Raw genomic sequence first — 25214 nt, 5'->3', positions numbered from 1 at the left:
CAAAAAATTAGGCAGCACGATCGCGCTCTCTGCGAATTTGCTCGATCACATCCGCAACCGTCACATCTTTGAGCCACTGATCACGATCGCGAGTATAGTTCCCACTGCCTTGATCAAACTGCTGCAAAAACCGCACCATTCCCACAACTCCTAGTGCCTCCCGCAACGCTTCCAGCCCTTTTCGTCGAAGTTGTAGCGGAGTCAACTCATTCGCGTTCATCACTCGTCACCTCCAAAAGCCATTGCAAGGGATTCGCTACCCTTACTTTTAACATTTCTCCCAACCGTACTGCGCGCCGCAAAAAGCGATCGTCAGTCGTTAACAAAGCGGTCACATCTGCCACTTCGGCACAGGCTAAATGGAACGCATCAAACACCCCAAATCCTTGCCCAACCCATTCTTCTACCCGCCGCTCCACAAATTCATCGATCAATACCTGTTGCGTTGCCGCCCTTGCCAATGTCTGAACTTGCGCCAAGCGATCCGGATCGCGAATCTGCCCAATTTCTGCCTCAATTGCCTCACTTCCGAGCAATGTCCATTCTTTGCTCTGACAACGTTCCAGAATCAACAGTACCGCCTCTGCTTCCAACCGAACCCGTTCCTGCCGTTGATCATCAAATGGACGATTCAAACAACAAACATCAAGATAAATGAGAAAGCTCATGCAGCAATCACAGCATCAAACGTTGCTTACCATAGCAGGATATTTCGAGAACTACGATCGCTGCGGCAAATCCGTACACGAAGTGCAGCGAAGCTTTCGCTCCTCCAAAAAATTCTAAGGTTGTTTCGCGATCGTTAAAGTTTGTGTTTATCGATCGCAGCACCCAGCCCTCAATTTAATTCGATAGCTTACTGGTTGACTTGTCTGAAGGCTGTTCAGCAGTCGGACGCTTAACCGATCGCTTCGGCTGCAACGCATCTCGACCAAGCTGAACCGTCACATCCGATCGCAAATCTCCTGTATTCTCGATCCGGACTTCTCCAAACCCCAACGCTTCCCGAATCGCCTCAGCGCTACTGACATCTCCCCATTCCGCCACAATCCGCGTCACGCTCAACGGCTCGTTCCAGTCTTGCCCTTCATAAACATTGCGATAACCCGCATTATTCAAGGCGGTCATGGCCGTCTGGATGCTCTTGGCTTGCTTCGTACTATCTTGAATTGCAACTCTCAACGCGGCAGGATCTGGAGCTTCTAGACTTGAGGTTCCATAATTAAAATACTGTGCCATCATCCCGTTAATTCGCTTCGGATCGGGCAACCAATAGCTTGCTTTGTACTCGCCGGGGGAGCTAAATTCGCCAGGAACCATCAGCATTTTGGTGTTCGATCGATTCACCTGCGAAGCAAATCCAACCAAGGCAACTAACTCCTCAACGGTCAGATTGGTATCAATGTGCGATTGCACCACGCCCAGAACACTGGGAAAACGGGCAACTGTGCCGGGATTCAGCGATTGTTCCATCAATGCCCGCATCACCATTTGTTGGCGCTGAATTCGTCCGATATCGCCGTTCTCGTCTTGACGATAGCGCAGAAGTTGCAACACTTTGCTGCCGTCTAGCTGTTGTCGTCCCGCTTTGAGGTTGATGTACAACCGTTGGCTATCGTCCTGATATTTCATATCTTTGGGGACGTGAACGGTGACACCCCCAAGGGCATCGACTAAAGCCTGAACGCCTTGGACGTTGATCGTCATGTAGCGATCGATCCCCACTCCCCCAAGCAGTTCACTCACCGATTTGGCGCTCAGCGCCGGGCCGCCATAGGCGTTCGCTTCGTTGATCTTGGTCATGCCGTGATTTGCAATGTAGGTGCGCGTATCACGCGGGATCGACATCACCACAACTTTTTTATTCTCCGGATCAAACCGGAGCAGCAGCATTGTATCCGTTAAGCCCTCAAAGGAGTTGACTAGGGCTTGATAAGGCAGCTTCTTCAGGTTTTCGGGAGCGTTACTGACATCGGTGGTGAGAACTTTTGTGCCGAGAACCAAGATGTTCACCGGACGAGTTAAGGCAGGCAGTTGCAGACTCATCCGGGTCGAAAAGCGATCGCCCTTTTTAAAAATCGAGGCTTCAGAGGCGGAAAGTTGTCGCTGCATCAAGGGGGTACTGGCAAGAGAAACCGCCAAAAGTGCGCCTGCGGTGGCTGAGATCATCGCAATTCCGCTGAGAGAAAGCGCCATAAATAACAGCCGCATTCCTTTCGATCGCTGGACAGGCTGCTTTCTGCGGAGCTGTCCCGATGGGGATAACGGTTTGGTTTTTTGTGGCTGTCCCACTTTTTGCGTTGCGACCTTTTTCAAGGTCGATTTTTGCGTGGGTTTAACTGGCTGTACCTTCTGCTTCACAGAACGTTGATTGTCGCTTTTCACGGGTTCCCTCATCACACCATCTTTAAAGTCGGGCTGAACAGATCACACTTGCAATTTCGGACTCTATTTCGGACTTTATAATTTCGGACTTTAATTGTATTCAACTAGCGCCGAATGCGCGATTTTTTAACGTCACTCCTCCTTTTAGGGGAAGACTAAAAGCAGAGCATGAATCAGTTTCTTCTAATTTGTCTGAATTAACCGGACAAAATCAGCAGCGGCTGCATCGATCGCAGGATTGATTTGGGGCAATCCGATCGACGACTGAATTGATTTTAGAAGCAAAGATTGAAATAAATCACTTTTTTGAAATATACCTCTGGGCTGAACCTCATTACTTTCATTACTTAAAGTAGATCAAGAGATTGAGTCCCGGGATCGTCCGGGAAAGCGTCCACAAGAGTAATGCGATATATAGCGTACCCAATGTCCACTGATACCATACGAGGATTGAAACAAGTCCCGGTAGATGCTCGTCCCTGAGCCGAATATCATTAAAGCCAAAGCGCAAAAAATTATTGAGGCTGAAATCAAAATAGTTTAGCCAACTCCATTGCTTGTTCCACAAGATTGGCAAGTAGCGCTCTCGAAATAGGGGATATCTCGGAATGGTTGGCAGTCTTCCAACTAGGATTCTCAATTGTCGCAACGTGCCTTCTTCCAGGAAGTAGCTCACCTCCATTAACCCGTGGTATCGCCCTCGCAGGTATAACCAGACGGTCAAGCTTAAGGGCACAGGGATCACGACGATCGCCCAGCACAGCAGCGTGATGAAGGGGCGATCTGCGGTTTGAATCACGGCGGTTAAGCCGAGTAAAAACAGCACGATCGCGAAACTAAGGGTCGAAATCGTCTCAGAAGCCGTCGGCAAAATCGGTTTAGGATAACGCCGCCGCGCTCGATCGACCAGCCAAAACAACACACTAAAATAGGCGACCGTGACGATGCCAATGCCAAAACTCAGCCAAAAGCTCGTTCCGTCTCGACTGAGTAATAAAAGCAGACTTAAACAAATCCAGCGAAACCCGATCGAAAAGCGCCACCAGAGATTAAATGCAGGCGGTAATGGATCAGCCGCAATCACGCGATCGCGGACGTTAATATAAGTCGCGATGCCGATTTGATCGAGCGTGAGCAGTTCGGTGAGATTGCGGAAGGGTTGTTCTATTCGGTGTCGAATAATGGCATTAGCCTGGGTTTCACTAAATCCAATTTGCTTTAATTGGGTGACGCTTGCAGAGTTGAGATCGGTTCCGAAAAACTGGCGGTTAAGTTGGCGCGATCGTAATAACTGAGTGGTGTAATCGATCTGATTGGCATCAGAAATTTGCTCCAATCGGCGAAAGTTTCGCACCAGTTCGCGCAATAAATTCTCGTTGCCTTGGAGTGTTGGTACTGAAATCACCCGCCCAATTTGCCCCGGATCGCCTAGGATTTTGGCTTTATCCGAATCGAATCGTAATCCTGCCACATTCAGATAGGCGCTTTTTGCAAAACTGCAATAGCTAAAATCGGCACGATCGAGAATGGTGGCTCCGCGCAGATTTGCCAGTGAATTGAACTGTGCTTCGCGAAAGACGGCGGCTTTCTCGAAGGTGGCATCGGTGAGAAAGAGCGATCGGCTAAATTTTGCTTTACTAAAGGTGGCTTGCTCCCGCCATCGGGTCTGAGCAAAATCTGCATTGCCTTGCCATTGCACCCGCGTAAAGTTAGTCGGTTGATAGAAAACGGCTTGATTGAAGTTTGCTGTGGCTTGGAATTCTGCGCCCTGAAAATTCGCCTCGCCGCGAAATTGGACTTGATTGAATTCAGCTTTCGCAAAGAAGATTATGTTGCGAAACTGAACTTCTCGACCAAAGTTCGCACCCGCAAAATTCATCGGCAAGCTAAATCGTGACTGAGAAAAGTCTGCTCCTGCCGGAAACAGTGCGCCCTGAGCTTCAACCCGATTCAGGAAAAATGTATTTGTTAGGTCTGCAAATCCTGTGATTCTAGTTTGTACTAATTTGATCGGGGCACGAAATACCGTGAGTTGCAGAGAAGTTGTAATTCCGGTTTCTTTTGGCGCGACCAAAAGTGATTGCGAGAGGGTGCTTAATCTGTATAAACGTCTGCGATCGCGCCTTAGCTGCTCTTGTTCCGTGGGTGTAAATAATTTTGATAAGGCTTCTCCGTCGTAGATCGGCGCACGTAACCCTAACTTGCTCGTGGTAAAGTCGCCTTCGATCTGCGAATTGCTCAGATCTAACCCGACTGGCACACCCGGACGCTGAAGTTGCGCCTGCACCAAACCGTAAAACTGATCTCGAAACGCCGCATTTTCAGGACGCAGATCGATCGTCATCCGTCTGAGATCGACCATTCGCGTTCCTTCACTGGGCATCGGGGAGCGCAATCGCTCCTGCAACAATTCTAAAGTCAGTGGCACTCGTTCTAGTTCTGCGGCTTCAGCAGGAAGCGCGTAAAACCACACCAAAATCGTTAATAAAACTGCAAAAAACGGGCGCACAGTTTACCCAAAACTCTCTGTTTGTTTATACCGAACATTGGTGAGGCAGGCACAACTTTTTTCAGCGAGATCGTAGGAATGCGTGGTCGCGTAGATCAAATCAAGGTGACGTTTTTCGATATAAATACTGAAGGTAGATATTAAAATCTGGGGTGCGAATTAAAATATTTCAGTGTTTTCCATCTGTTCGCACTCGCTTTTATGCTCCGTGAGAAGTTTCGTCAGTATCCTCTCAGCGCCTTACTCTTATTGATCGCGGTATCGATCGCGGGACTCCTCTTTAGCAGGGTCATTCTGCAAATCATCCCACTGTTCAGTCACAGCACCTCTGTGAGTTCTAGCTTATTGGTCTGGGGAATTGGGGCGCTAGCGATTGCCTACGGATTCCGCTCTACTATCTGGGGAATTGGAGCGATTTTACTCATCGGGCTGGGGTATTGGGGAGACTGGAATAACATTTACCTCAATGCTGAATCTCACTCAATCGCGCTGCAAATGCCGATCGTCGCTGCAATTTTGTTTTTGCCGTTGGCATATTGGTGTCGATCTGGAGTGCTGTTTGGGTTGAGCGCGATCGCGGTTTGTTCGGCGTTAATCAGCAGCTTGGCTGAGATTGTGACTAAAGGAAGCGTGTTACCGCCTTTGGTGCTGGGTCTTCCTGCTGCATTGTTGTGGTCGTATGACGATGCAATCTGGACGCTGGGACGGCAAGAAAAGCAGTTTCAACCGATCGCACGTCGATTGGCAGTGCTGTATTTGAGCGGGCTATTTTTTTGCCAGTCGTTTCAGTGGACTTGGGCGAATCATGCCTGGTACAGCATTCTTTCAGGGTGGCGATCGCTTCCCAGTGTGGTGTTCTTGGCGGCGATCACGATCGGGCAATGGCTGTACTTGTTTATTTCAATGCGGAAGTGCAATTGGCAGACGATTATGATCGCCTCGATGATTGCACTGTATGGAATCGTTCAGGTTTGGCATCTCCGAGTGCAACCGATTCCAATCTTTGCGGCGATCGTGTTTAATCTGATGCTGGTTGTATTATCGATTACGACAATACGAAGCAGTTTACGAGCCGGAGAGCGATCGACGTTTTGGTGTGGGGTAACGTTTCTAATTTTGCAGATTTCAAGCCGCGCACTAGAGTACGACCTACCCGTGAAGCCGTTAATTTTTGGATTGTGTGGAATGGGCGCGATCGTCTCCGGTCTTTGGTTTGAACGTTATTGTCTACTCTCAAAGTCCCCCATTCTGGGGGATTTAGGGGGCAAACAACCGCTCAAACCGAAGCAGAAAATCTTCATCTAACTCAACGGAATTGCGGCATTCACAAGCGAGGTCAGAATTCCTGTCTGTTCCTGTCCGCTTGTCGAAAGATCGCTGTAGCACAAGAACAATCGCGCTTCTGTCCGTCCTAACAAATCGAGCAAAATGCGGCGTAATCGCTGCTCGTTCATCCGTTGCGTGTCTTCCACATCCCACACCTGCCCCGACCAATCCTGCAAAAATAACGGAGCCGCAAACAGCGAATCCACCCCGCTCAACCAGCGCGATGATCCCGCATCTAACCAAAATTGCCAGCGATGCGATCGTCGCATGGAACGATACTGAAATACCGTAGCTAACGTCACGGAATTGGGTTGCACTAACCGCACCGGATAAGGATTCGCCGTCACCGTACCACTTCTTAGGAGTTGGATAAAGTTTCGCACGGTGAGCGATTGCGGTGCATCGCTTAGATCGCTGCGTCGGAGGCGATCGTCTACTTCCCAATAATGCTGCGCCGTTTCCATCAGTTCCCGCAGTCCTGCAAGTTGATCAAACGGTAAATGACTGCCACCGAGAAAGAATCGCTGAATCGCTCGATCGAGCATCACAACCGGACTGGCAATCATTCGGGTTTCTAACTGCGATCGCTGCAATTCGATCCAGCGCACTAAGCCTTCATAGGCTTCTGAAGCTTGATACCCCAAACGATCCCAGCGTGGAAACGTATTCGCAGGGAGTAAGCGCGGCTGCTCCGGATGCGGCTCAAAACAATGATCGGCAAGCAACCCCGCCCGAACTGGATCGATCGCATAAGTCGTAGGCGATTCGGATTTCTGACTGAGAATTACCAGCATTTCTGCGATCGTGTCCCGATTGGTCGCTCGTCCGAGTCCCGGATAAATCAGTGTCAATAACGTTAACAGAGCGCGCACGATCGGGCTACTCGCTAACGGTCGCTGATCGTTGAGAAACTCAACTGGAATATTTTGGCGCATCAGGATTTCCCGCAGTGCATACCGAGAAATTGGATCGATCCCAGGCCCAATCAGTGCAATGTCACGCGGCTCAGCCGTTCCCGATTGCACGGCTTTGATAATGATTTCTGCGGTTTGGCGAATGAGTTGCGCCTGCGTTGTGGTTTGAATCGTTTGAATCGTATCCGGCAAACTGGCAAAGAAAACGGGATCAGTCACAAGATCTAAAATGGCTTCGCCGAGTTCGTCCATCAGACAGGGTGAAACCCGATCGCTCAATTCCACCACCGAACATCGATCGCTCAGTTCGGCTAAATACACCGGATCGGCTCCCAGCCCCAAGCGTACCGCTCCATCTGGATTAAAACTAAACGCACAAGGGATGCGTCGATCGATCAAAAACTCAAACAACGATCGCACGATCGCGGGATACTCATCGACATCATCTGCAATTACTGCTTGATACCGTTCAAGTAAATGCTCTTGATACGTCGGGTTATGCAGCAAATAACGCCCGTATAAATCGGTAATCAAACTATAAGTGAGCAATCCCCGTCGCAAACACCACGATCGCCAGCGCTGCATCATTTCGCCGATCGTTTCTGATGAGAGCGGCAATTCGGAAAATCCTTCCTCAAATTCCGGTAAACCTTGATCGAGCATCGCGGGAATGTCCTCGATCGCAACCCCACCTAACGCACCAAGCTGCATCAAATCCAGTACCCGCCGCACTAAACGCGCTTCTGCAATTCCCGATCGTGAGATCGCTTGATCCAACTCAACCCGCCATAATTTTGTCGCTAACTCCTGCTCATTCTCAGGACGCAACCGCACCGGAAACTGAGCCTTCAGATCCAACTGCTGCACTAACAGCGACCAAAACAGCGTCACTTCATCTTCAAAGAATCCGAGCGGAGTTGTCGCTCGAAACGGAAACTTGCCCTGAGTCGCATCAGTCAGCCGATCGCTCAACTCCAATCGATTATCCCCGATCGCCGCCAACACCAAAATTCCAGATTTTCGCACCCGCATCCACTCGCACGCCTGCGCTACCAATCGGGCAGTTTTACCAGTGCGAGTTGCGCCTGTAATCCAGACTGACGGAAATGTTTGCATTTGCCCGAACCCTCTCAACCGGATTTGTTAGGATACTTAGCACTTGCTTAAGATGCTCTTTCCATCCTAAACCTTTAGCCAAAAGCAGTTTTAGAATAGAGCGATCGCCAACAACCTGACCGATTCGTTACACTGTCATGCCACATTCTTCGATCGACGATTTCTGCTACACAAGCCATGAACAATAATTCGCTACTTTCGCAGTTCAGAGCCTATGTGCGTCGGGCTGAGCGATGGTACCTCGAAACGCCCGATCGCGCTCTCGATCAGGCATATGATGCTGCTCTCAAAATCAAAGCGATCGAAAATGAGCATTTTGGCGGTAAGAAGATCGCGCCTCATTCGACTCAACTGCGCGGTAGTGCGTTTGAGTATTTCTCAGCCGATTTACAGAAATATCTCCGCATGATGCGGATGCGATTAACCGAATTTCGTCGGAGTCGTGCTGCATTGGCAATTACGAATCCGAATAAAACAACGCAGGAAGTTCGCACGATCGAAACGACGGAAGTTGGCTCATCCCGGTTTGTGCCCACCCTGCGCGATAAGTCTTCAATTACGCTAGAAAAACTTCGATTTATCGACGAAATTCTAGCTCGATATGCAGATGAACAATTAACACTTGAAGCCGTTTCAACGGCAATGCTTTCGGTCGAGCGCAATGGCGGTCTTGCTAAAAAGAATTCCGATCAGGATCTAACCGTACCTGAAGCTCAAAAAGTCCCAACAAACGATGTGCAAACTTCCGAAGATTTTGAAAGCATTTCTGATAAAACAGGGCTGCTTCCCCGATCGATCCTGGCAACACTGAGACGATTAAGACGTGATCTTGATCCTAAATCTGAAGACGAAGTCGTTCAAAACTATCGCATTTCTAAGGTCAAAACGCTATTAGCAGTCCGATTTGTTTTGGTCTTAATTCTTGTACCGTTATTGGTGCAGCAAGTAACTCGTAATTTTGTGCTGAGCGATCGATTACCTGTTGGTGCTTGGATTTCGCAACAGTTCACGATCGAAAATCCAGACCGAATCTTTATCAATGGCGAAATGGCAGAAGAAGCGCTGAGAGAGATGCAGGGATTTGAGGAGCGCTTGAAGTTTGAAAATATTATCAAAGAAACCTTAGAACGGAATATTCTCAGTTCTGAGGAAGTCGAAGCGAGAGCGAAAGTGCGATCGCAACAAGTCGAAGTCCAAGTCCGCGAGAAAGCCACCGAAATTGCAGAACAATTTTCAAGTCAAAGCGCAAACGTGATTCGCAACTGGATTGCTGATATTTTGGCTACGATCGCGTTTACGTTCGTGCTGCTGAACGGCAAACGCGAAATCGAAATTCTCAAGTCTTTTATGGATGAAACGGTTTATGGTCTTAGCGATAGTGCTAAGGCATTTATCATCATTTTGTTTACAGATGTCTTCGTGGGATTCCACTCGCCCCACGGTTGGGAAATCATTCTCGAAGGGATTTCAAGACACTTCGGTTTACCGACGAGTCGCGATTTTATCTTCTTGTTTATTGCAACCTTCCCGGTGATTCTAGACACCATTTTTAAGTATTGGATTTTCCGTTACCTCAATCGAGTTTCACCGTCTGCTGTGGCAACGTATCGCGAAATGAACGAGTAGTTATGCCATTTCAATTTGCCTGGTAAATTCAAGCACCATTGAAGTAAATTTCTCTGGATACCAAAGCCCCCATTCGTGAAAGCCTTCTGGCACAGTCACCAGTTTGGCATCCGGTAAAGTGGCTGCCATTTCACGCGCGATCGCTAACGGCTCTGTTAAATCCTCTTCTGACCAAAGCAATAATGCGGGGGCTTGAATCGTGGGTAATAAATGCCTCAAATCCCCGTACAACGAAAGCAGCAACGCTTGCAGGACGTTCGCTGTGTTGAATAGCAAATTATGCGTAAAGACCTTCGGAATTGTGGTTAACTTTAATTCCAGTTTAGGTAGAAACAACTGTGCCGTCATTTCTGCTGCGCGTCTCGGAATAATTTCGGCAACCGAAACGGTTGGAATTCCGGTACTACCAAGCAGGGCAAGACTCTTCACTCGCTCCGGGAACAGGGCTGCGATCGTCAGTGCCACTCCTCCGCCAAACGAATGCCCCATGATATGCACTTGCTCCAAATTCAACGCATCTAAAAACTCCACCAGAAACGCTGCATAAGTCTTGTAGTCCGGGATCATCTTGTCGTAGGACGATCTCGCAAAGCTCGGTAAATCTGGTGCAAACACCGGATGCTGCTCTGACAGCCGTTCTAAAACTTCCTGATAAGGCTCAGCCGAGATTCCCCAACCGTGCAGAAACAGGATAGGCAGCGATCGTAATTCCTGCCCACCTTGCTCATAGTGAAGCTGACACTCACTGAGATTTATGCTGCGACTGACCAATCGAGTATTCACCCACCCTTTCTCCAGAGCCAGAACAATTCTTCGACTGTAACAAGCCTTGAGAATTTGCATGACTATCTTGAGAGTTAAATAGGTGACTCCGATCGTCTCAGCTACGCAGAAATTGATGGAAATCAATCAGCTTGCGAGATATTCACCCATATCACCTTTGCGCTTCCGCAATTTCGTCAGCGCTTCACGTTCGATCTGGCGCACTCGTTCACGGCTGATATTGAGCCGATCGCCAATCTTCGCCAGCGTCAGCGCTTTGCCGTCATCTAGCCCAAACCGCAGAATTAAAACTTCCCTCTGCTGCTGGGTTAAATCTGCCATCAGCGCATCAAGATCGAGCTTGAGTGAAGTCTGGGTGGTGAATTCTTCGGGCGACATTCCCGTGTCTTCAAGCAGTTCGCCTAGCTCAGTATCCTGGTTATCTCCGACCCGCAAATCTAACGATAAGGGAACTCTCGCCCGCTCGAGATAATCCCGCACCTGCGAGATGGGAATGTCTAATTCGTTCGCTAATTCTGACAGTGTAGCGGCGCGTCCTAACTGCTGGGACAAACTTCGCTGCGCTTTCTTAATCTTATTCAACTTCTCGGTGATGTGAATCGGTAGGCGAATCGTGCGACCTTTCTCTGCGATCGCTCTTGTGATCGCCTGACGAATCCACCAGTAAGCGTAGGTCGAAAAACGGTATCCCTTCGTGGGATCAAACTTCTCGACTCCGCGCTGCATTCCGATCGTGCCTTCTTGAATTAAGTCCATTAATTCAACATTGCGCTTGGTGTACTTCTTTGCCACCGAAACGACTAGACGTAAATTCGCCTCGACCATTCGCCGCTTGGCAAGCTCACCTTCCGCTAACACCTGCCGAAGTTCTGTTTCTGAGAGTCCTGCCGCCTGCGCCCAGGTTGGATCATCTGGCGCTGCACCCAGTTTCTCAACCAGCTTTGCCCGGACAGCGTTGGCGATCGCGAGTCGCTGTACCTGTTTGCCATACAGCACTTCTTGCTCGTGCGTCAGAAGCGGCACACGACCAATTTCACGCAGGTAAGCCCGAACGGAATCAGTGGGGGTCTGAGCAGTTTTCATAGCGACTTCAACGAGTGTGAGGGAACAAAGAGAAATTGGGAATGCTGAAGCAGTGAAACATTTGTGAAGCTTGTGCAGCTTAGAGCGAAATTGCCTATAGAAGCAAAAGTAAGGCGACTACAACTCGGTCAATGGGCGTAAATTGATGAGCGTAAACGGATGTGCTGCTTCTAACATTGTTTCAACCGTGGCACTAAGCAGTTGTATTAAGGATTATCCCTTAGTGAGTTAAGCTTTGTAAAGATTATGAGAGAAGATTTAACAAAGTCCATTCTAATCGTGCGAGTCTAATTCTTGATCTATAGCCTATGCAACACATTACCAAAACTACAGATTCCGTTTGTTTCTTAGGCAACGGAATTATAAATTTAATCAAAGCCTGGTCATTTAAACGAGATGTCATTGATAGTGAAATGGCTTAATTATGAGAACGTTTTGTAAAACTTTAAGATTTAGTCTAAAAGTGCTGGCACGATCGTAGTTAAATTTAGTGCTTGAATTTCCGTAATTGTTCTATAGGCATACAGGTTTCGTTCTGTAAATGTCATCTACCCTCTGACAGAGGGTGAAAGCGGAGCGGGGCTAGGCTCCGCTTTCGGCAGATTAGTGAGCGATGTAATCTTGCAAAGCCCGAACCGTTAGTGCCTCAGATTGTAACGATCGAATTGCTGCCGCTGTCGCTTTGGCCCCCGCGATCGTTGTAATCATAGGAATTTTGTACGTCAAAGCGGTACGGCGAATCAGGCGATCGTCTTCGTGTGCCTCTTGTCCAGTGGGAGTGTTGATGATTAATTGAATCTGCTCATTTTTGATCGAGTCGAGAACGTGCGGTCTACCTTCATGCAGCTTCAGGACGAGTTCCACGTCGAGACCCTGTTCTTTCAGGGTTTTACGAGTTCCAGCCGTTGCGACAACTTTGAAACCGAGTTCCATTAACTCTTGAACGGCAGGAACGACCGCCGCTTTTTCTCGATCGTTCATCGAGACAAAAACCGTTCCCTGACGCGGCAGACGTTGACTCGCGGCAAGTTCTGCTTTTGCATAAGACTTGCCAAAATCAGTATCGATCCCCATCACTTCTCCGGTCGATCGCATTTCGGGTCCTAAAATCGTATCGGTTCCAGGGAACTTCTCAAACGGCAGAACGGCTTCTTTGACGGAAATATGCTTCGGGATCACTTCTTGCGTGAAATTGAGATCGGCAAGCGTTTTACCAGACATAATCCGGGCTGCCATCTTTGCAAGCGGATAGCCGATTGCTTTTGACACAAACGGAACGGTTCGAGAAGCCCGCGGATTCGCTTCGATAATGTAAACCTGATCGCCCTGCACGGCAAACTGGATGTTCATCAAGCCTACCACCTTGAGCGCTTTTGCCAGTTGAATTGTCCAGGTGCGGATGCGATCGACGATTTCGGGCTTCAGCGTGACGGTCGGAATCGAGCAAGCAGAGTCGCCGGAATGAATGCCCGCTTGTTCGATGTGTTCCATAATGCCGCCGATCACGACGTTTCCGGTTTGGTCGGCGATCGCATCGACATCGACTTCGATCGCGTTTTCGAGGAAGCGATCGATCAAAATTGGGTGATCCGGTTCAACCTGAACGGCATAAACCATATATCGTTCGAGTTCTGCGTCCGAGTAAACAATCTCCATTGCCCGTCCACCGAGGACATAACTGGGGCGCACGACTACCGGATACCCGATTTGCCGTGCGACCTTTTTCGCGTCTGCATAGTCTCGTGCAATTCCGTTTGCAGGTTGTTGAATGTTTAACTCGCGCAGAATCTTTTCAAACCGTTCGCGATCTTCGGCAGTGTCGATCGAATCTGGCGAAGTTCCCCAAATTTTCGTCGGCACGGTGCCTTGCTTGAGAAACGCAGCGAGCGGAACCGCTAACTTTAAGGGCGTTTGTCCCCCAAATTGAATGATCACGCCTTCGGGCTGTTCCGCTTCGATAATGTTGAGAACATCCTCTTTCGTCAGTGGCTCGAAATAGAGGCGATCGCTGGTGTCGTAGTCGGTTGAAACGGTTTCGGGGTTTGAGTTTACCATGATCGTTTCGTAGCCGTCTTCACGCAGCGCAAACGACGCATGACAGCAACAGTAATCAAATTCAATCCCTTGCCCGATGCGATTTGGGCCTCCACCGAGAATCATTACTTTCGGCCTGCTCGATGGTAGAACTTCGGTCTCTTCTTCATAAGTCGAATAATAGTACGGGGTCAAGGCTTCAAACTCAGCCGCACAAGTATCCACTGTTTTATAAACCGGGATCACGCCGATCGCTTTGCGGTGAGCGCGAACTTCATCTTCAGTCGTCTTGGTGGCGAAAGCAATTTGACGATCGCTAAAGCCCTTCCGCTTAATTTCACGCAGTTTCTCAACCGTTAGATCTTTAAGGCTCGATCGTTTCAGCGCTTTTTCGGTTTCAAGCAAATCGAGCATCTTATCGAGAAACCAAGGATCAATACTGGTTAGCTCAAAAATCTCATCTACGGACATTCCCATCAGCATCGCGTGGCGCACGGTGAAAATGCGATCGGGATTCGGCGTTCTCAAACCTGCACGAATCTGCTCTAGGCTTGGGAGAACTTCTTGCTTATCACAACCCCAGCCTGCCCGTCCGGTTTCGAGCGATCGCAAGGCTTTCTGAAACGATTCTTGAAACGTCCGCCCGATCGCCATAGCTTCACCAACCGATTTCATCTGCGTGGTGAGATACGGCTGCGATCCAGGGAATTTCTCAAACGCAAACCGGGGAATTTTGGTGACGACATAATCGATCGTCGGTTCAAAACTCGCAGGTGTTTTCTTCGTGATGTCATTGGGAATTTCATCGAGCGTGTAACCGACTGCGAGTTTTGCCGCCATCTTCGCGATCGGGAATCCAGTCGCTTTAGAAGCCAGCGCCGAACTCCGAGACACACGCGGGTTCATTTCAATCACGACCACTTCACCGGTGACCGGATTCACTGCAAACTGAATATTCGATCCGCCCGTTTCGACTCCAATCTCACGAATAATTTTGATCGAAGCATCCCGAAGCCGTTGATATTCTTTATCCGTGAGGGTTTGAGCCGGAGCAACCGTGATCGAGTCTCCGGTATGAATGCCCATCGGATCGAGGTTCTCGATCGAGCAAATAATCACGACGTTATCCGCCAAGTCCCGCATGACTTCGAGTTCATACTCTTTCCAGCCGAGCAGCGATTTCTCAATCAAAATCTGCGATACCGGACTTGCATCCAAACCGGACTGCGCGATTTCTTCAAACTCCTGCTGATTGTAGGCAATGCCGCCGCCCGTTCCACCAAGCGTAAAGGCCGGACGAATAATCAACGGATAAGACCCAATTTGCTGACCGATCGCTTTCGCGTCTTCGAGCGTGTTTGCTAATCCTGACGGGCAGACTCCGACCCCGATTCGCTCCATCGCTTCTTTGAATAGCTTGCGATCTTCTGCCATCTCGATCGCGGGCAGTTTTGCGCCAATCAATTCGACGTTGTATTTATCCAGAACGCCATTTTTCGCCAACGCCACCGCCAAATTGAGCGCCGTCTGTCCGCCCATTGTCGGCAGCAGCGCATCCGGACGCTCTTTAATAATGATTTGCTCCACCAGTTCCGGCGTGAGTGGCTCAATGTAGGTGCGATCGGCGGTTTCGGGATCAGTCATGATCGTCGCCGGATTCGAGTTAACCAAAACGACCTCGAATCCTTCATCCCGTAGCGCTTTACAGGCTTGAGTCCCGGAGTAATCAAACTCGCTGGCTTGCCCGATCACAATCGGACCAGAACCGATTAATAAAATCTTATGGATGTCTTGGCGACGGGGCATAGTGTCTTTCCGCTTTCTTCTCTAAATCCAACTCATTCTAGTGGGTTTCGTTTGGATTTCTGTTGCCCCTTTATCTAATTCCCAGAATTGATCTGACGACGGATGTTTCTGATTAAACGAAATGCTCCTTCAGCACTAGCGATCGCGCAAATCCAAACACCTGCTTGCGGCGATCGTCCGGTAATTATTCGACGATCGCTGCCACTTGCCCAGAGATTGAAACATCAGATTTCGTTGCCGATCGCCAAACCACTACAAATTGATCCAATGTAAGCCTACAAAGCGCTAACGTTTCTCCATTGGAGTTTGGCACAAAGAATTCTATTTCGTAAGCATCTCCGTAGTCTTCTACGATTGCCCCTTGTTCTCCAGCCTGGATTCCAACCTCTGGCAGATCAACTAGGAGTTCAATTCCGTCAAATAAGTCAGGTTTCGCCAAGCAGGAACAACCTCCGGTTCTTGCAGCAACAGGAGTAATCGACTCACTGGGATTGTTTCCATAGCGTAAGTCATTCCTTGAGAATCGGCAAAATCAATTAGACAGGCTTGATCCTCAAATGTCATTAGTACGGTTCCAACCTGTCCGCGCCTCAATAGAATCGGTTGGTGCGTTGTTTTATGAATTGCTGGAGTATCTTCAATGAGTGCAACCACGTCATATTCTTGAATGATTGTCATGGAAATCCCCTAGCGATCGACAGGATAGGCGTTCGTCAACCCTGGAAAGTCTTCGTCGTTGCGGATGATTCAACAGCTAAGAATCAAAGACGAACCAACTTCGGTTTCAAGCGAGAGTTTAATGTCATAGTGAATCCCGTATCGGTCTTCTTTGTAAATCATAGCGTCACCAGTCACTGCTGCTTCCAATAACGCAATCTCTAAAATTTCTTTGTTGTCGAGTGTGATTCCAAGCCGACTTCTGAAGAGGATTGCTTTATTTCTGCCTCTAGAGTGCGCAAGATTCAGACAGTATCGCTCAACTTTATCTCCAAGTTGAGCATTCTCAACATTTGGCAACTTCATCAACGCACTCGATCGATTGTTATTCTAGATAAGCCAATCTTAGCCCTTGCCGATCGTTGTCTCAAAATCCCCGCCAACTCGCGTTTCTCGCACTCCGAGCCATCCAGAAAGGAGCCTTTGCGGATGTTGCCGTTGATCAAGCGCTGCATCAAGCCGATGTGAATGTGCTCGATCGCCGTTTGTTCACCGAATTAGTTTACGGAACCATTCGCCGCCAGCGCACTCTCAATGCGCTGATTGATCAGTTTGCCAAAAAGAAAGACCAGCCTCCTGATTTACGTCTGATTCTGCAATTGGGACTGTATCAACTGCGCTATCTTGACCAAATTCCAGCCTCTGCTGCCGTAGATACAAGCGTCGAACTTGCAAAGCAGAATAAGCTAAGCGGATTAACTGGGGTTGTGAATGGATTATTGCGGCAGTATCTCCGATCGCAAATGATTCTGCACGCTGATCCACTGCAATTACCCGAAAATGCAATCGCTCGAATCGGAACGCTACACAGCTATCCTGATTGGATTGCGCAAGTGTGGTGTGATCAGTTCGGAATTGAAGACACCGAAAAGCTTTGCGAATGGATGAATCGATCGCCCCAGATTGATTTGCGAATTAACACACTCAGAACGAATATCGATCAAGTTGAAGCCGCAATGCAGGCGCAGGATATCCACGCCGATCGCATTCCGAACGTACCGAATGCACTGCGGTTGCCTGCGGTGGGTGCAATCTATAACCTACCGGGATACACCGAGGGCTGGTGGATTGTGCAAGATAGTAGCGCTCAGTTGGTGAGCTATCTCGTCGATCCTCAACCTGGAGAGATTGTTGCTGATGCTTGCGCGGCTCCCGGTGGTAAAACATTGCACCTTGCAGAACTCATGCGCGATCGCGGCACGGTTTGGGCGATCGATAAAACCGCATCTCGCCTGAAGAAGCTACAGCAGAACCTCGATCGCTTATCCTTCCAGTCGATTCAAACCCTCATCGGTGATAGTCGCAATGTGCCGCAGTTGAAAGGGGTGTGCGATCGGGTTCTAGTCGATGCGCCTTGTTCTGGATTGGGAACGCTCAATCGTCATGCCGATGCTCGTTGGCGACAAACTCCCGAGAGTGCCACACAACTGGCACAACTTCAGCAAGAAATTCTCACCGAAGCGGCAACCTGGGTCAAACCGCGAGGAGTCTTAGTTTATGCAACTTGCACATTAAACCCGATCGAAAACGAAGCCATGATTAGACAGTTCCTAGCGCACCATCCTCAATGGTCAATCGAAAGCTCTGATTCACTTGCAGAATTTACGACACCGGAAGGCTGGATTAAAGTTCTACCGCACCGCCATAATATGGACGGATTCTTTATGGTCAGACTAAGACATGGATGACGCAAAAACGCTCGTTAAAATTCTGATCGGGGTCGCTTGGCTTGATGGATGCATTCAGCCCGAAGAACGACTGCATATCCAGCGCATCGCCAAAGATAAAGGAGTAGACCAGGATCGCGAAATTCAGCCAATTCTCTACGAACTGCGATCGGTCAAACCTGAAGAATGTTATCAATGGGTGCAAGACTATCTCGGTGAGCATCCCACGGCTGAACGGTGCCATCAACTGCTCGAAGCGATTAGTCAATTAATTTATGCAGACGGAACGATCGCCCATGAAGAAGCAAAACTTCTAACTCGACTCCAGATTCTTGAATCCGAACCTGCACCCAGTTTGCACACAAAAATCATTGCTGCGATTTGCAAGCTTTATCAACACGGCATTGCAAAAATTGAAAAGCTCTGAACGATCGTCCAGAGCTTATAAAAATTAGAGACCGGGAGTTTCTTCTTTCTTCACTTCAGGAACAATATCTGGGCGCTCTTTATCTTCCCAACCCACCGGGCGTTTTGAGTTGTACCAGGTGATCGAGCCGAAGGTCACTGCTGCAATAAAGCCAACCACATAAACAGCCGTGAATGACACCGGAAACTGCATTCCAGGCTTCGTTGCGACTTCTAATAGAAGGTTCATGTAAATACTCCTGTAATTTTCTACTAGAGATAAGTTATCAAAGCCATCATATCAGGGCATCTTTCAACGGTTCGATTCGCAATGACGAATCAGGTAATTTTCCCTAATTCCCAGGGGGAGGAGCGGGATCAGTCGCGGCGGGGGGCTCCGGAGCGGGAGGTTCTGGAGCCGCAGCAGGGGGTTCTGGAGCCGCAGCAGGTTCTGGGGCTGGCTCCGCTTGACTGGGCGCAGGCTCAGAATACGCTGGCTCAGAGCGACGGGGTTCTGAATAGGTCGGTTCCGGTGCAGGTTCTTCGTAATAGCGCTGTCTGGGTTGCTCTTCTGCCGGGTCAGGCTCTTGACCGAGCGATCGTGTTCGCGCTGCTCGAATCGGTTGCGGTTTAATCGTGCCTTTGCGGTCTTCGAGATTCGCTGGAATTTCCGCAAATTTCTGCACAGGCATTCCCTGCACGACTTCTTTCATAAACTCTTGCCAGGTATAGGCTGCCGTTCCGCTCGTTCCCCCGGTCGGCGAGCTATCATCGTTGCCCAGCCAAACGCCTGTAACAAGCTGCGGGATATAGCCAATAAACCATAAGTCTCGCGCTTCCTCAGAGGTTCCAGTTTTTCCAGCTACGGGACGACCGAGTTGCGCGGCGCGTCCGGTTCCCTCGGTCACGACCTCGCGCATCATCCAGTTGGTGATTGCAGCCGTTTCTGCATCTAAAACTCGCTTGGACTTGAAGTTAGAATCGAACAAAACTTTGCCGTTGCGATCGAGCACGCGCCGAATGGCGTGAGGCTGAACAAAATTTCCTTGCGCCGCAAACACGCCATAAGCGCTAGTTAGCTCTAGCGGATTGACTTCATAAGCACCCAGCGCTAGCGCTAGCGTTGGTTCCACCTTAGAGGCAATACCTACGCTGCGAACTAAATCAATCGTGGGCTTATATCCCACATCCATCAGCACTTTCACGGCGATCGTATTAATCGATTTCGTCAGCGCCGATTTCATACTCATCCAGCCAGAATACTTGTTGCCATAGTTTTTCGGCTGGTAGCCATCGATCGAGAAGCGTTCATCAAGATAAGACTGATTCGGAGAAAACCCAGCGCCGATCGCGGTCGCATAAACAAACGGCTTAAAGGTTGATCCAGGCTGTCGCTGTGCTTGAGTCGCTCGGTTGAACTGGCTATCTTTGTAAAAATCGTAGCCGCCCACCATCGCGCGAATCTCACCGTTCCGCGGATCGATCGACACGAGCGCGCCTTGTTTGAAGCCTTCTGCGCTGCCATCTTCACGAATAGCGGTTTTCAACGCTTTTTCTGCTGCTTTTTGCCATTTTGCATTCAGCGTCGTTTCAACCGTGACCCCGCCTGCAAATAGCGCCTCTTTCGGCACCAATTTTTCAAGCTGCTGCTGCACATAGTAGGTGAAATACGGTGAAGAACTCTGAATATTTCTCGGCGTACTCGGTTTTACCACCAGTTTTTCAGCCTGTGCTGCTTGTGATTCTGCTTCGGTAATGTAGCCCGCGACGACCATTTTATCGAGCACTACATTGCGCCGCTCTTGTGCTTTTTCTAGGCTGACCAGTGGCGAATACAAGCTCGGAGCGGGGGGTAGTCCGGCGATCGTTGCCATTTCTCCCAGCGTTAACTGCTCGACGGACTTACTGAAATAAATCCAAGCGGCATCTGCAACTCCGTAGGCGTTAGAGCCAAGATAAACAAAATTGAGATATTTCTCTAGAATCTTCTGCTTGTCGATGTCGCGCTCAAGTTTCTGCGCGATCAGGGCTTCCCGCACTTTTCGTCCAATGCTGCGATCGTCTTGATCGAGAAACACAATTCGAGAAAGCTGCTGCGTGATCGTACTGCCGCCTTCAACGACATCGCGAGAGGTTAGGTTCCGAAAAACCGCTCGTCCAATGCCCTGAAAATCAAGTCCACCGTGATCGTAAAACCGCCGATCTTCTGAAGCGACAAACGCTTGCACGAGGCGTTGGGGAATTTTATCGATCGCCAATTTCTGTCGGGTTGCAGGGCCTAGCTGATGCAGCACCGTACCATCTGATGCCCGAATCGTCAGCGTTCCAGGACGAGCAAACGTTTTAATTTCAGCAGGATTGGGCAGGCTGCTGTCAATCTCGATCGCAGCGACTCGAAGTGCACCAATTCCACCGACCACCACCACGCCGCCAACGATCCATCTCCAAGTTTTCGCTTCTTTCAGCGGTGCGGGGATTTTTTCTCCTAAAGGTTTGAGCCGAGCTGTGACTCCAGTGATCCAATCCCGAACTCCTGCCAAGCGAGAACTTTCCGTCAGCTTGCGCGCACCCCGCCGTGTCCGCTTGCGCTCTGATCGCGCTTTCGGGGTGCGTTTTTTTCCGTCAGTTCCGTCTGTCATAGAGTCTAGCCCTGTTGGGGAATAATCAGGTTGAGTGGGTTTCCCGTTGCGCTTCGAGCTACTCTTTGCCACATTCGTACCTCACACACACTGCTAGTCTTGCGGAAATCAGCCTTCGTTCGATCAATGGCACGCGACTGTATCAATTGGATTTCAGACAAGCCGGTCATCTCCCAACCCTGTATCAGAAGACGCTTCAAAATTTGTACAAATACTCACGCTTAGTTTACAAGACTTTAGAGATTTTGCAATCGCGCCTCCAAATTTTCCGGCTTGCGGATTGTCATCAGAAGCGCGAATTTGCTTGTCCGGAAGCCAACCTTAAATAGCCGCATGACCTAGCGCCAATGCCGTCACCAGCATTCCAAACACTAGGAAAGGTTGGGCGCTGGCTTGATATTTCACGTCGTTTTCCACAGGATTGCGAAGGAAATACATGTCTTGAAACGTGATCTGGGGAATGATCAGAAAAATCAATAACGTCGCGTACAGATTCTGATGAATTGCCATCAAGTACGCCGCAACTCCGCTCTGAAATACATCGATCATCAGCACACAAATCCAAGCGGCAGTCGGAACCCCAAACGTCACAGGCAGGGATTTCAGTCCCAAAGCCCGATCGCCCTCAACGCTTTTAAAGTCGTTGACGATCGCAATTCCCAACCCTGCAAAACTATAGAACAGCGTCAACGCGATAATCGTTGGATTTAAATCACCAAACAGCGCATGACCTGTCCACCAAGGAATCGCAATATAGCTTGCACCGAGCGCATAGCAGCCGAGCCAGCCGTTTTGCTTCAGCTTGAGCGGGGGTGCTGAGTAGATGTAGGACAAGAATGATCCGACAACCGCCAACACCGTAATGGTTGGGAACCCATGACCCGCCCAGCGATCGAGCACATACGCCAACCCGACTCCACTCAGCAGGAGCACCCAAATTTGGATGATGACTTGTCCCAATGGAATCGCACCGGATGGAATCGGGCGATATGGTTCGTTAATCGCGTCAATTTCGCGATCGTAGTAATCATTCAAGATCTGGGTGTAGCCTGTCAGCAAGGGGCCGGCTAGCAGCATACAGGTCGCTGATTTCAGCACGTCTTCGAGAACCCAGTGGTAGTTGCCCGATGAAGCCGCACCGCAAAGAATTCCCCACATTAGCGGAATCCAGGTAATCGGCTTCATTAGCTGCAGTCGAATCTTCCAGATCGAAGATCCTTTCACGTCAGCTCCCTTCATGCCGAGAAGCTGGCGAGTTTTTGCAGAGCGGTTCTCCGGGGAACCGCTCTCTTGAGTGTCCGTAGTCAGGTCAGGAGAATCAGTCATAAGGTTAGAAGGAAATAATGAGGTAGCCGTCTTGGAATTTTGCACCGCTCACAGGCTGTCCCCGTAAAGCTGGTGGTAAATCAATATTTCGTCGCTGGTCGCCGGCTTCGATCGTGATCTCTGTCCCGTACTGCGTGAGTTTGACTTGTTTCTTGTCAAACCCTGGTAAGAATAAGCTTACTTTCCTTTCCGCTACATTCACTGCGATCGGGCGGGGCGCTTCTGAAGCGCGATTAAACTCTGGCAGCGCGTCGATCAAGGGTTGCCAATCATTCACAGGCTGAACTGGAATGGTGGAAACTGGAAGCGGCTGAAACGCTTCGTCTAATGCAGAGGCATCGGTCGAGCGATTGAGTAAAACGCCGCCGACCGTTAATCCAACTTGCTGAGCGCTACCCCAAAGGTATTTTGCGGCTGCGATCGCGCCTTCATCCTCAGTTGTCACCAAATACGCCGCCATCCGTTTTGGATCGTTGACCGCTTGCTTGCCCTGCTCTAACAAGTCATTCACTTGTCCCGTGGGTTGAGCAAAGTTATCGCCTGCAAAATTTGCATTGGTCAGAATAGCACTGGCAACAGGTTGAATAAACGGCGATAGCGTTCTACCCAAATCTGAATCGACGAAGACCTGCCGGAATCGCCGAATATACCAGCTTGCTACCTCAGCCGTTCCGATCATTCGCAAGGTATTTTGGTCACCTGTGCCGTCATAGACGATCGTATCGTAACGATTGCTTTGATTGAATTCCCGCAGCGCGTTTAACGCCAAGAGTTCATCCAATCCTGGAAAAACGCCTAATTCCTGACCAAACACATTTGTAAAGAACGGAGTCCGCAGGTACTGAGCTTCGAGCTTTTTCACTTCGTCCCAACTGCGCTCTAGGAGTGTAGTCGTCTGAAGCTGAACTGCGCTCAAATTCGGTGCAATTTCTTGTGGATCAGATCCGATCGGGGTTCCTAACGCTAACCCAAACGCTGGACTGGAATCCTGTCCAACCAAAAGAACGCGCTTTCCTTGGCTGGCAAGCTTTTTCGCCGCCGCGATAGCGATCGTCGTGCGTCCAGTCCCGCCCTTACCCAAAAACGTCAATATAAAAGCCATATCCAGTATTTTGAACAAACAGAGAGTTGGACTTCAAAAACCGAGAATACATTCCCAGTTTTCGACTCCCAACTCTCTTATGGTATCGACTGCCTGAATGCTTCTTCAGATCAATTAGTCGTATTGCTCTAATTCGTCCTCAAAAAACCAGGTCGAATATTTATCGTCAAACTGAACCAACATTCCAACTCCTTTGCCGTCCACAACTTTGAATTGCCGGACAATTCCAACCGCTCCGAGCTTTTTGATCACTTCTTGAGAGACGCGATCGCGCAACCGACGAACGCGAACTTTTTGACCGATTTCCATTACCACTATTGATGCTTAACCATGTCATGAAGTTTACCAGAATGTTGCAACATATTAAGCTCAGCGCGAAGAAACCAGCGACGGAAGAAGAATCAGGCTTCCACTCAGGATGCCCAGAGATTGTCAAGTGTAAGAACACTGTGAATTTGAAGCTCGAACTCGACACGACTGATAAAAGTTCTGAATGCAATTTAGGGTTAGTTAAGGCAATCTACAAAGAGAGCATAAAATCTTCGTCTCGCTCCTCCTGGCTCATTGTCAATTCTGAATCCGCTCTGAACTTGATCAGCTTGATGCATCACCATGTCGGTTAACCTAAAAACCATTCTCAAATCTCCGCTGATGGTTGGGGCTTGTCTCACCGCCACCGTCACTTTAGTTGGCACTATGTACGCACTGACTCATCCGCGATCGATGGTGAAACTCGCCGATTCGAGTCCATCCGGGCAAGCTACGAGTTGTAAAACGGTGGTTTTCGACGATAAACCGCCGCTGAATGTTCGAGCGACTCCCGCTGTTCAACCCGGAAATATTGTGGCATCGCTTAATAATGGCGAGACTGTGACCGTGGTTGGAGAGCAGGACGGTTGGCTTAAAATAAGCGCTCCTACGACTGGCTGGGTTTATCAGAATTTGACTCGTCAGAAATGTGAGGGCGATCCACCAGCTGCAAGGCTATCTAGCAGGCGTGTAGTTGATCCGGCTTTAGAGGTGCTGCCGGATGAATCAGGAACCCGGCTTTACCGCGAGGCGGTGTCTCAGTTTCAAGCAGGAAATTTGCCGGGTGCGATCAAACTTGCTCAAATGATCTCGGCGGACAGCGCAGCTTATCCTCATGCTCAAACTGCTTTGAAGATAATGCCGCAAGCTTGGGATCAAGCTAAAGTTCAATACCAAAAGGCGGTCAATGCTGAGAAGCAGAGCCGCTGGAATGATGTACTTAAAATTGCGATCAAGTATCCGGATATTCGGTACTGGCGCGAAAAGCTAACGCCGATCGTGAAAAAGGCGATTCGGATGCAGTATTTTGCTGAGAGTCAAGCAGATCAGTAGTCTATTTGAAGCGAATAGGGTTCACAATGTCAGTCGTTCACGAAGCGGCTGGCATTACTACTTTAACGTGAGTTCGACGGGGAGGTAGCGCGAAAAGAAAGCTGAGACTACGTTTGAAAGAGCTGTAACGTTCTTTCGAGTCTCAGCTGTGGAAGTTTGGCTTCAAGCTGCACCTGATCATCAACAAGCGTGGCGAATTGCTTGCCTTCAAGCTCACCCCTGCGAACACCGACGACCGTAAGCCTCATGCAGTGAAGAAAGTGAAAAGCCGAACACACTCACTTCTGTAAATGCATTCGGCTCTTCTAATTAATACCCTGGCAGCTAGCTATTTTGACAAGAGGCTACCCTCTCACTATCGTCGCCGCAAATGCGTTTCACCACTCAGTTCGGGATGGATGAGCGTGGGGCCAC

General features: G+C 49.3%; 20 protein-coding genes and 1 pseudogene. 6 read left to right on the top strand and 15 right to left on the bottom strand.

Annotation, left to right across the window (positions count from 1 at the left end; genetic code table 11):
- Positions 1–7: 7 nt before the first annotated feature.
- The 4 genes from H6F51_20045 to H6F51_20030 all read right to left on the bottom strand — a co-directional run bounded on the left by H6F51_20045 (position 8) and on the right by H6F51_20030 (position 4894).
- Positions 8–205 carry a hypothetical protein gene (locus tag H6F51_20045; protein MBD1824764.1) on the bottom strand — a complete coding sequence of 66 codons (198 nt, stop codon included), beginning with the start codon at positions 203–205 and terminating at the stop codon, positions 8–10.
- Position 206: 1 nt separating this feature from the next.
- Entirely contained in the window at positions 207–668 is a 462-nt protein-coding gene (locus tag H6F51_20040; protein ID MBD1824763.1) for a PIN domain-containing protein, read from the bottom strand.
- A 175-nt stretch (positions 669–843) separates the two neighbouring features.
- Entirely contained in the window at positions 844–2211 is a 1368-nt protein-coding gene (locus H6F51_20035) for an LCP family protein (protein MBD1824762.1), read from the bottom strand.
- A 517-nt stretch (positions 2212–2728) separates the two neighbouring features.
- Positions 2729–4894, bottom strand: coding sequence for a pentapeptide repeat-containing protein (locus H6F51_20030; GenBank protein MBD1824761.1), 2166 nt, complete (start codon positions 4892–4894; stop codon positions 2729–2731).
- Positions 4895–5095: 201 nt separating this feature from the next.
- Here H6F51_20030 and H6F51_20025 point away from each other — a divergent pair, with 201 nt between their 5' ends.
- A complete protein-coding gene (locus H6F51_20025; GenBank protein ID MBD1824760.1) occupies positions 5096–6199 on the top strand; it encodes a hypothetical protein in 1104 nt (367 codons plus the stop codon).
- Here the strand turns inward: H6F51_20025 and H6F51_20020 are convergent.
- Positions 6196–8250, bottom strand: coding sequence for a recombinase family protein (locus H6F51_20020; GenBank protein MBD1824759.1), 2055 nt, complete (start codon positions 8248–8250; stop codon positions 6196–6198). The two genes, H6F51_20025 and H6F51_20020, sit on opposite strands and share 4 nt — an antisense overlap.
- A gap of 177 nt (positions 8251–8427) precedes the next feature.
- Between H6F51_20020 and pxcA the strand changes: the two genes are divergently transcribed.
- Positions 8428–9876 (top strand): proton extrusion protein PcxA, encoded by a 1449-nt coding sequence (gene pxcA, locus H6F51_20015; GenBank protein MBD1824758.1) that lies wholly within the window; start codon positions 8428–8430, stop codon positions 9874–9876.
- Here the strand turns inward: pxcA and H6F51_20010 are convergent, their stop codons facing one another.
- The 5 genes from H6F51_20010 to H6F51_19990 all read right to left on the bottom strand — a co-directional run bounded on the left by H6F51_20010 (position 9877) and on the right by H6F51_19990 (position 16260).
- Positions 9877–10719, bottom strand: a complete 843-nt coding sequence (locus H6F51_20010; protein ID MBD1824757.1) for an alpha/beta hydrolase — start codon at positions 10717–10719, stop codon at positions 9877–9879.
- A gap of 66 nt (positions 10720–10785) precedes the next feature.
- Complete coding sequence (locus H6F51_20005; GenBank protein MBD1824756.1) at positions 10786–11742, bottom strand: RNA polymerase sigma factor, RpoD/SigA family; 957 nt, start codon at positions 11740–11742, stop codon at positions 10786–10788.
- 603 nt (positions 11743–12345) lie between these two features.
- Positions 12346–15582 (bottom strand): carbamoyl-phosphate synthase large subunit, encoded by a 3237-nt coding sequence (gene carB, locus H6F51_20000; protein MBD1824755.1) that lies wholly within the window; start codon positions 15580–15582, stop codon positions 12346–12348.
- 184 nt (positions 15583–15766) lie between these two features.
- Entirely contained in the window at positions 15767–16021 is a 255-nt protein-coding gene (locus H6F51_19995) for a DUF4926 domain-containing protein (protein MBD1824754.1), read from the bottom strand.
- A complete protein-coding gene (locus H6F51_19990; GenBank protein ID MBD1824753.1) occupies positions 15982–16260 on the bottom strand; it encodes a DUF4926 domain-containing protein in 279 nt (92 codons plus the stop codon). Before H6F51_19990 ends, H6F51_19995 begins: the two co-directional genes overlap by 40 nt.
- Before the next feature lie 401 nt (positions 16261–16661).
- Here H6F51_19990 and H6F51_19985 point away from each other — a divergent pair, with 401 nt between their 5' ends.
- Together H6F51_19985 and H6F51_19980 are read left to right on the top strand one after the other, a co-directional pair.
- Positions 16662–17987 (top strand): 16S rRNA (cytosine(967)-C(5))-methyltransferase, encoded by a 1326-nt coding sequence (locus H6F51_19985; protein MBD1824752.1) that lies wholly within the window; start codon positions 16662–16664, stop codon positions 17985–17987.
- Positions 17980–18393, top strand: coding sequence for a TerB family tellurite resistance protein (locus H6F51_19980; protein MBD1824751.1), 414 nt, complete (start codon positions 17980–17982; stop codon positions 18391–18393). The genes H6F51_19985 and H6F51_19980 overlap by 8 nt, the downstream gene beginning before the upstream one ends.
- A gap of 24 nt (positions 18394–18417) precedes the next feature.
- Here H6F51_19980 and H6F51_19975 read toward each other — a convergent pair whose 3' ends face one another.
- The 5 genes from H6F51_19975 to H6F51_19955 all read right to left on the bottom strand — a co-directional run bounded on the left by H6F51_19975 (position 18418) and on the right by H6F51_19955 (position 23747).
- Entirely contained in the window at positions 18418–18621 is a 204-nt protein-coding gene (locus H6F51_19975) for a hypothetical protein (protein MBD1824750.1), read from the bottom strand.
- 103 nt (positions 18622–18724) lie between these two features.
- Positions 18725–21010: a penicillin-binding protein 1A gene (locus tag H6F51_19970; GenBank protein MBD1824749.1), complete on the bottom strand. Its 2286-nt coding sequence runs from the start codon at positions 21008–21010 to the stop codon at positions 18725–18727.
- A 321-nt stretch (positions 21011–21331) separates the two neighbouring features.
- Positions 21332–22336 (bottom strand): chlorophyll synthase ChlG, encoded by a 1005-nt coding sequence (chlG, locus tag H6F51_19965; GenBank protein ID MBD1824748.1) that lies wholly within the window; start codon positions 22334–22336, stop codon positions 21332–21334.
- 4 nt (positions 22337–22340) lie between these two features.
- On the bottom strand, positions 22341–23438 hold the full coding sequence (locus H6F51_19960) for an ArsA family ATPase (GenBank protein ID MBD1824747.1): 1098 nt from the start codon (positions 23436–23438) through the stop codon (positions 22341–22343).
- 114 nt (positions 23439–23552) lie between these two features.
- Positions 23553–23747: a DUF2862 domain-containing protein gene (locus H6F51_19955; protein MBD1824746.1), complete on the bottom strand. Its 195-nt coding sequence runs from the start codon at positions 23745–23747 to the stop codon at positions 23553–23555.
- Between the two features lie 303 nt (positions 23748–24050).
- Here H6F51_19955 and H6F51_19950 point away from each other — a divergent pair, with 303 nt between their 5' ends.
- Positions 24051–24800, top strand: coding sequence for an SH3 domain-containing protein (locus H6F51_19950; GenBank protein ID MBD1824745.1), 750 nt, complete (start codon positions 24051–24053; stop codon positions 24798–24800).
- A gap of 137 nt (positions 24801–24937) precedes the next feature.
- Positions 24938–25045 (top strand): annotated as a pseudogene (locus H6F51_19945) (transposase).
- Positions 25046–25214 lie beyond the last annotated feature (169 nt).

The sequence above is a fragment of the Cyanobacteria bacterium FACHB-DQ100 genome (assembly GCA_014695195.1).
In the GTDB taxonomy this organism is placed as follows: Bacteria; Cyanobacteriota; Cyanobacteriia; order Leptolyngbyales; family Leptolyngbyaceae; genus Leptolyngbya.
The sequence above is the reverse complement of the archived record's forward strand: the minus strand, read 5'-3'. Positions and strand labels throughout refer to the sequence as shown.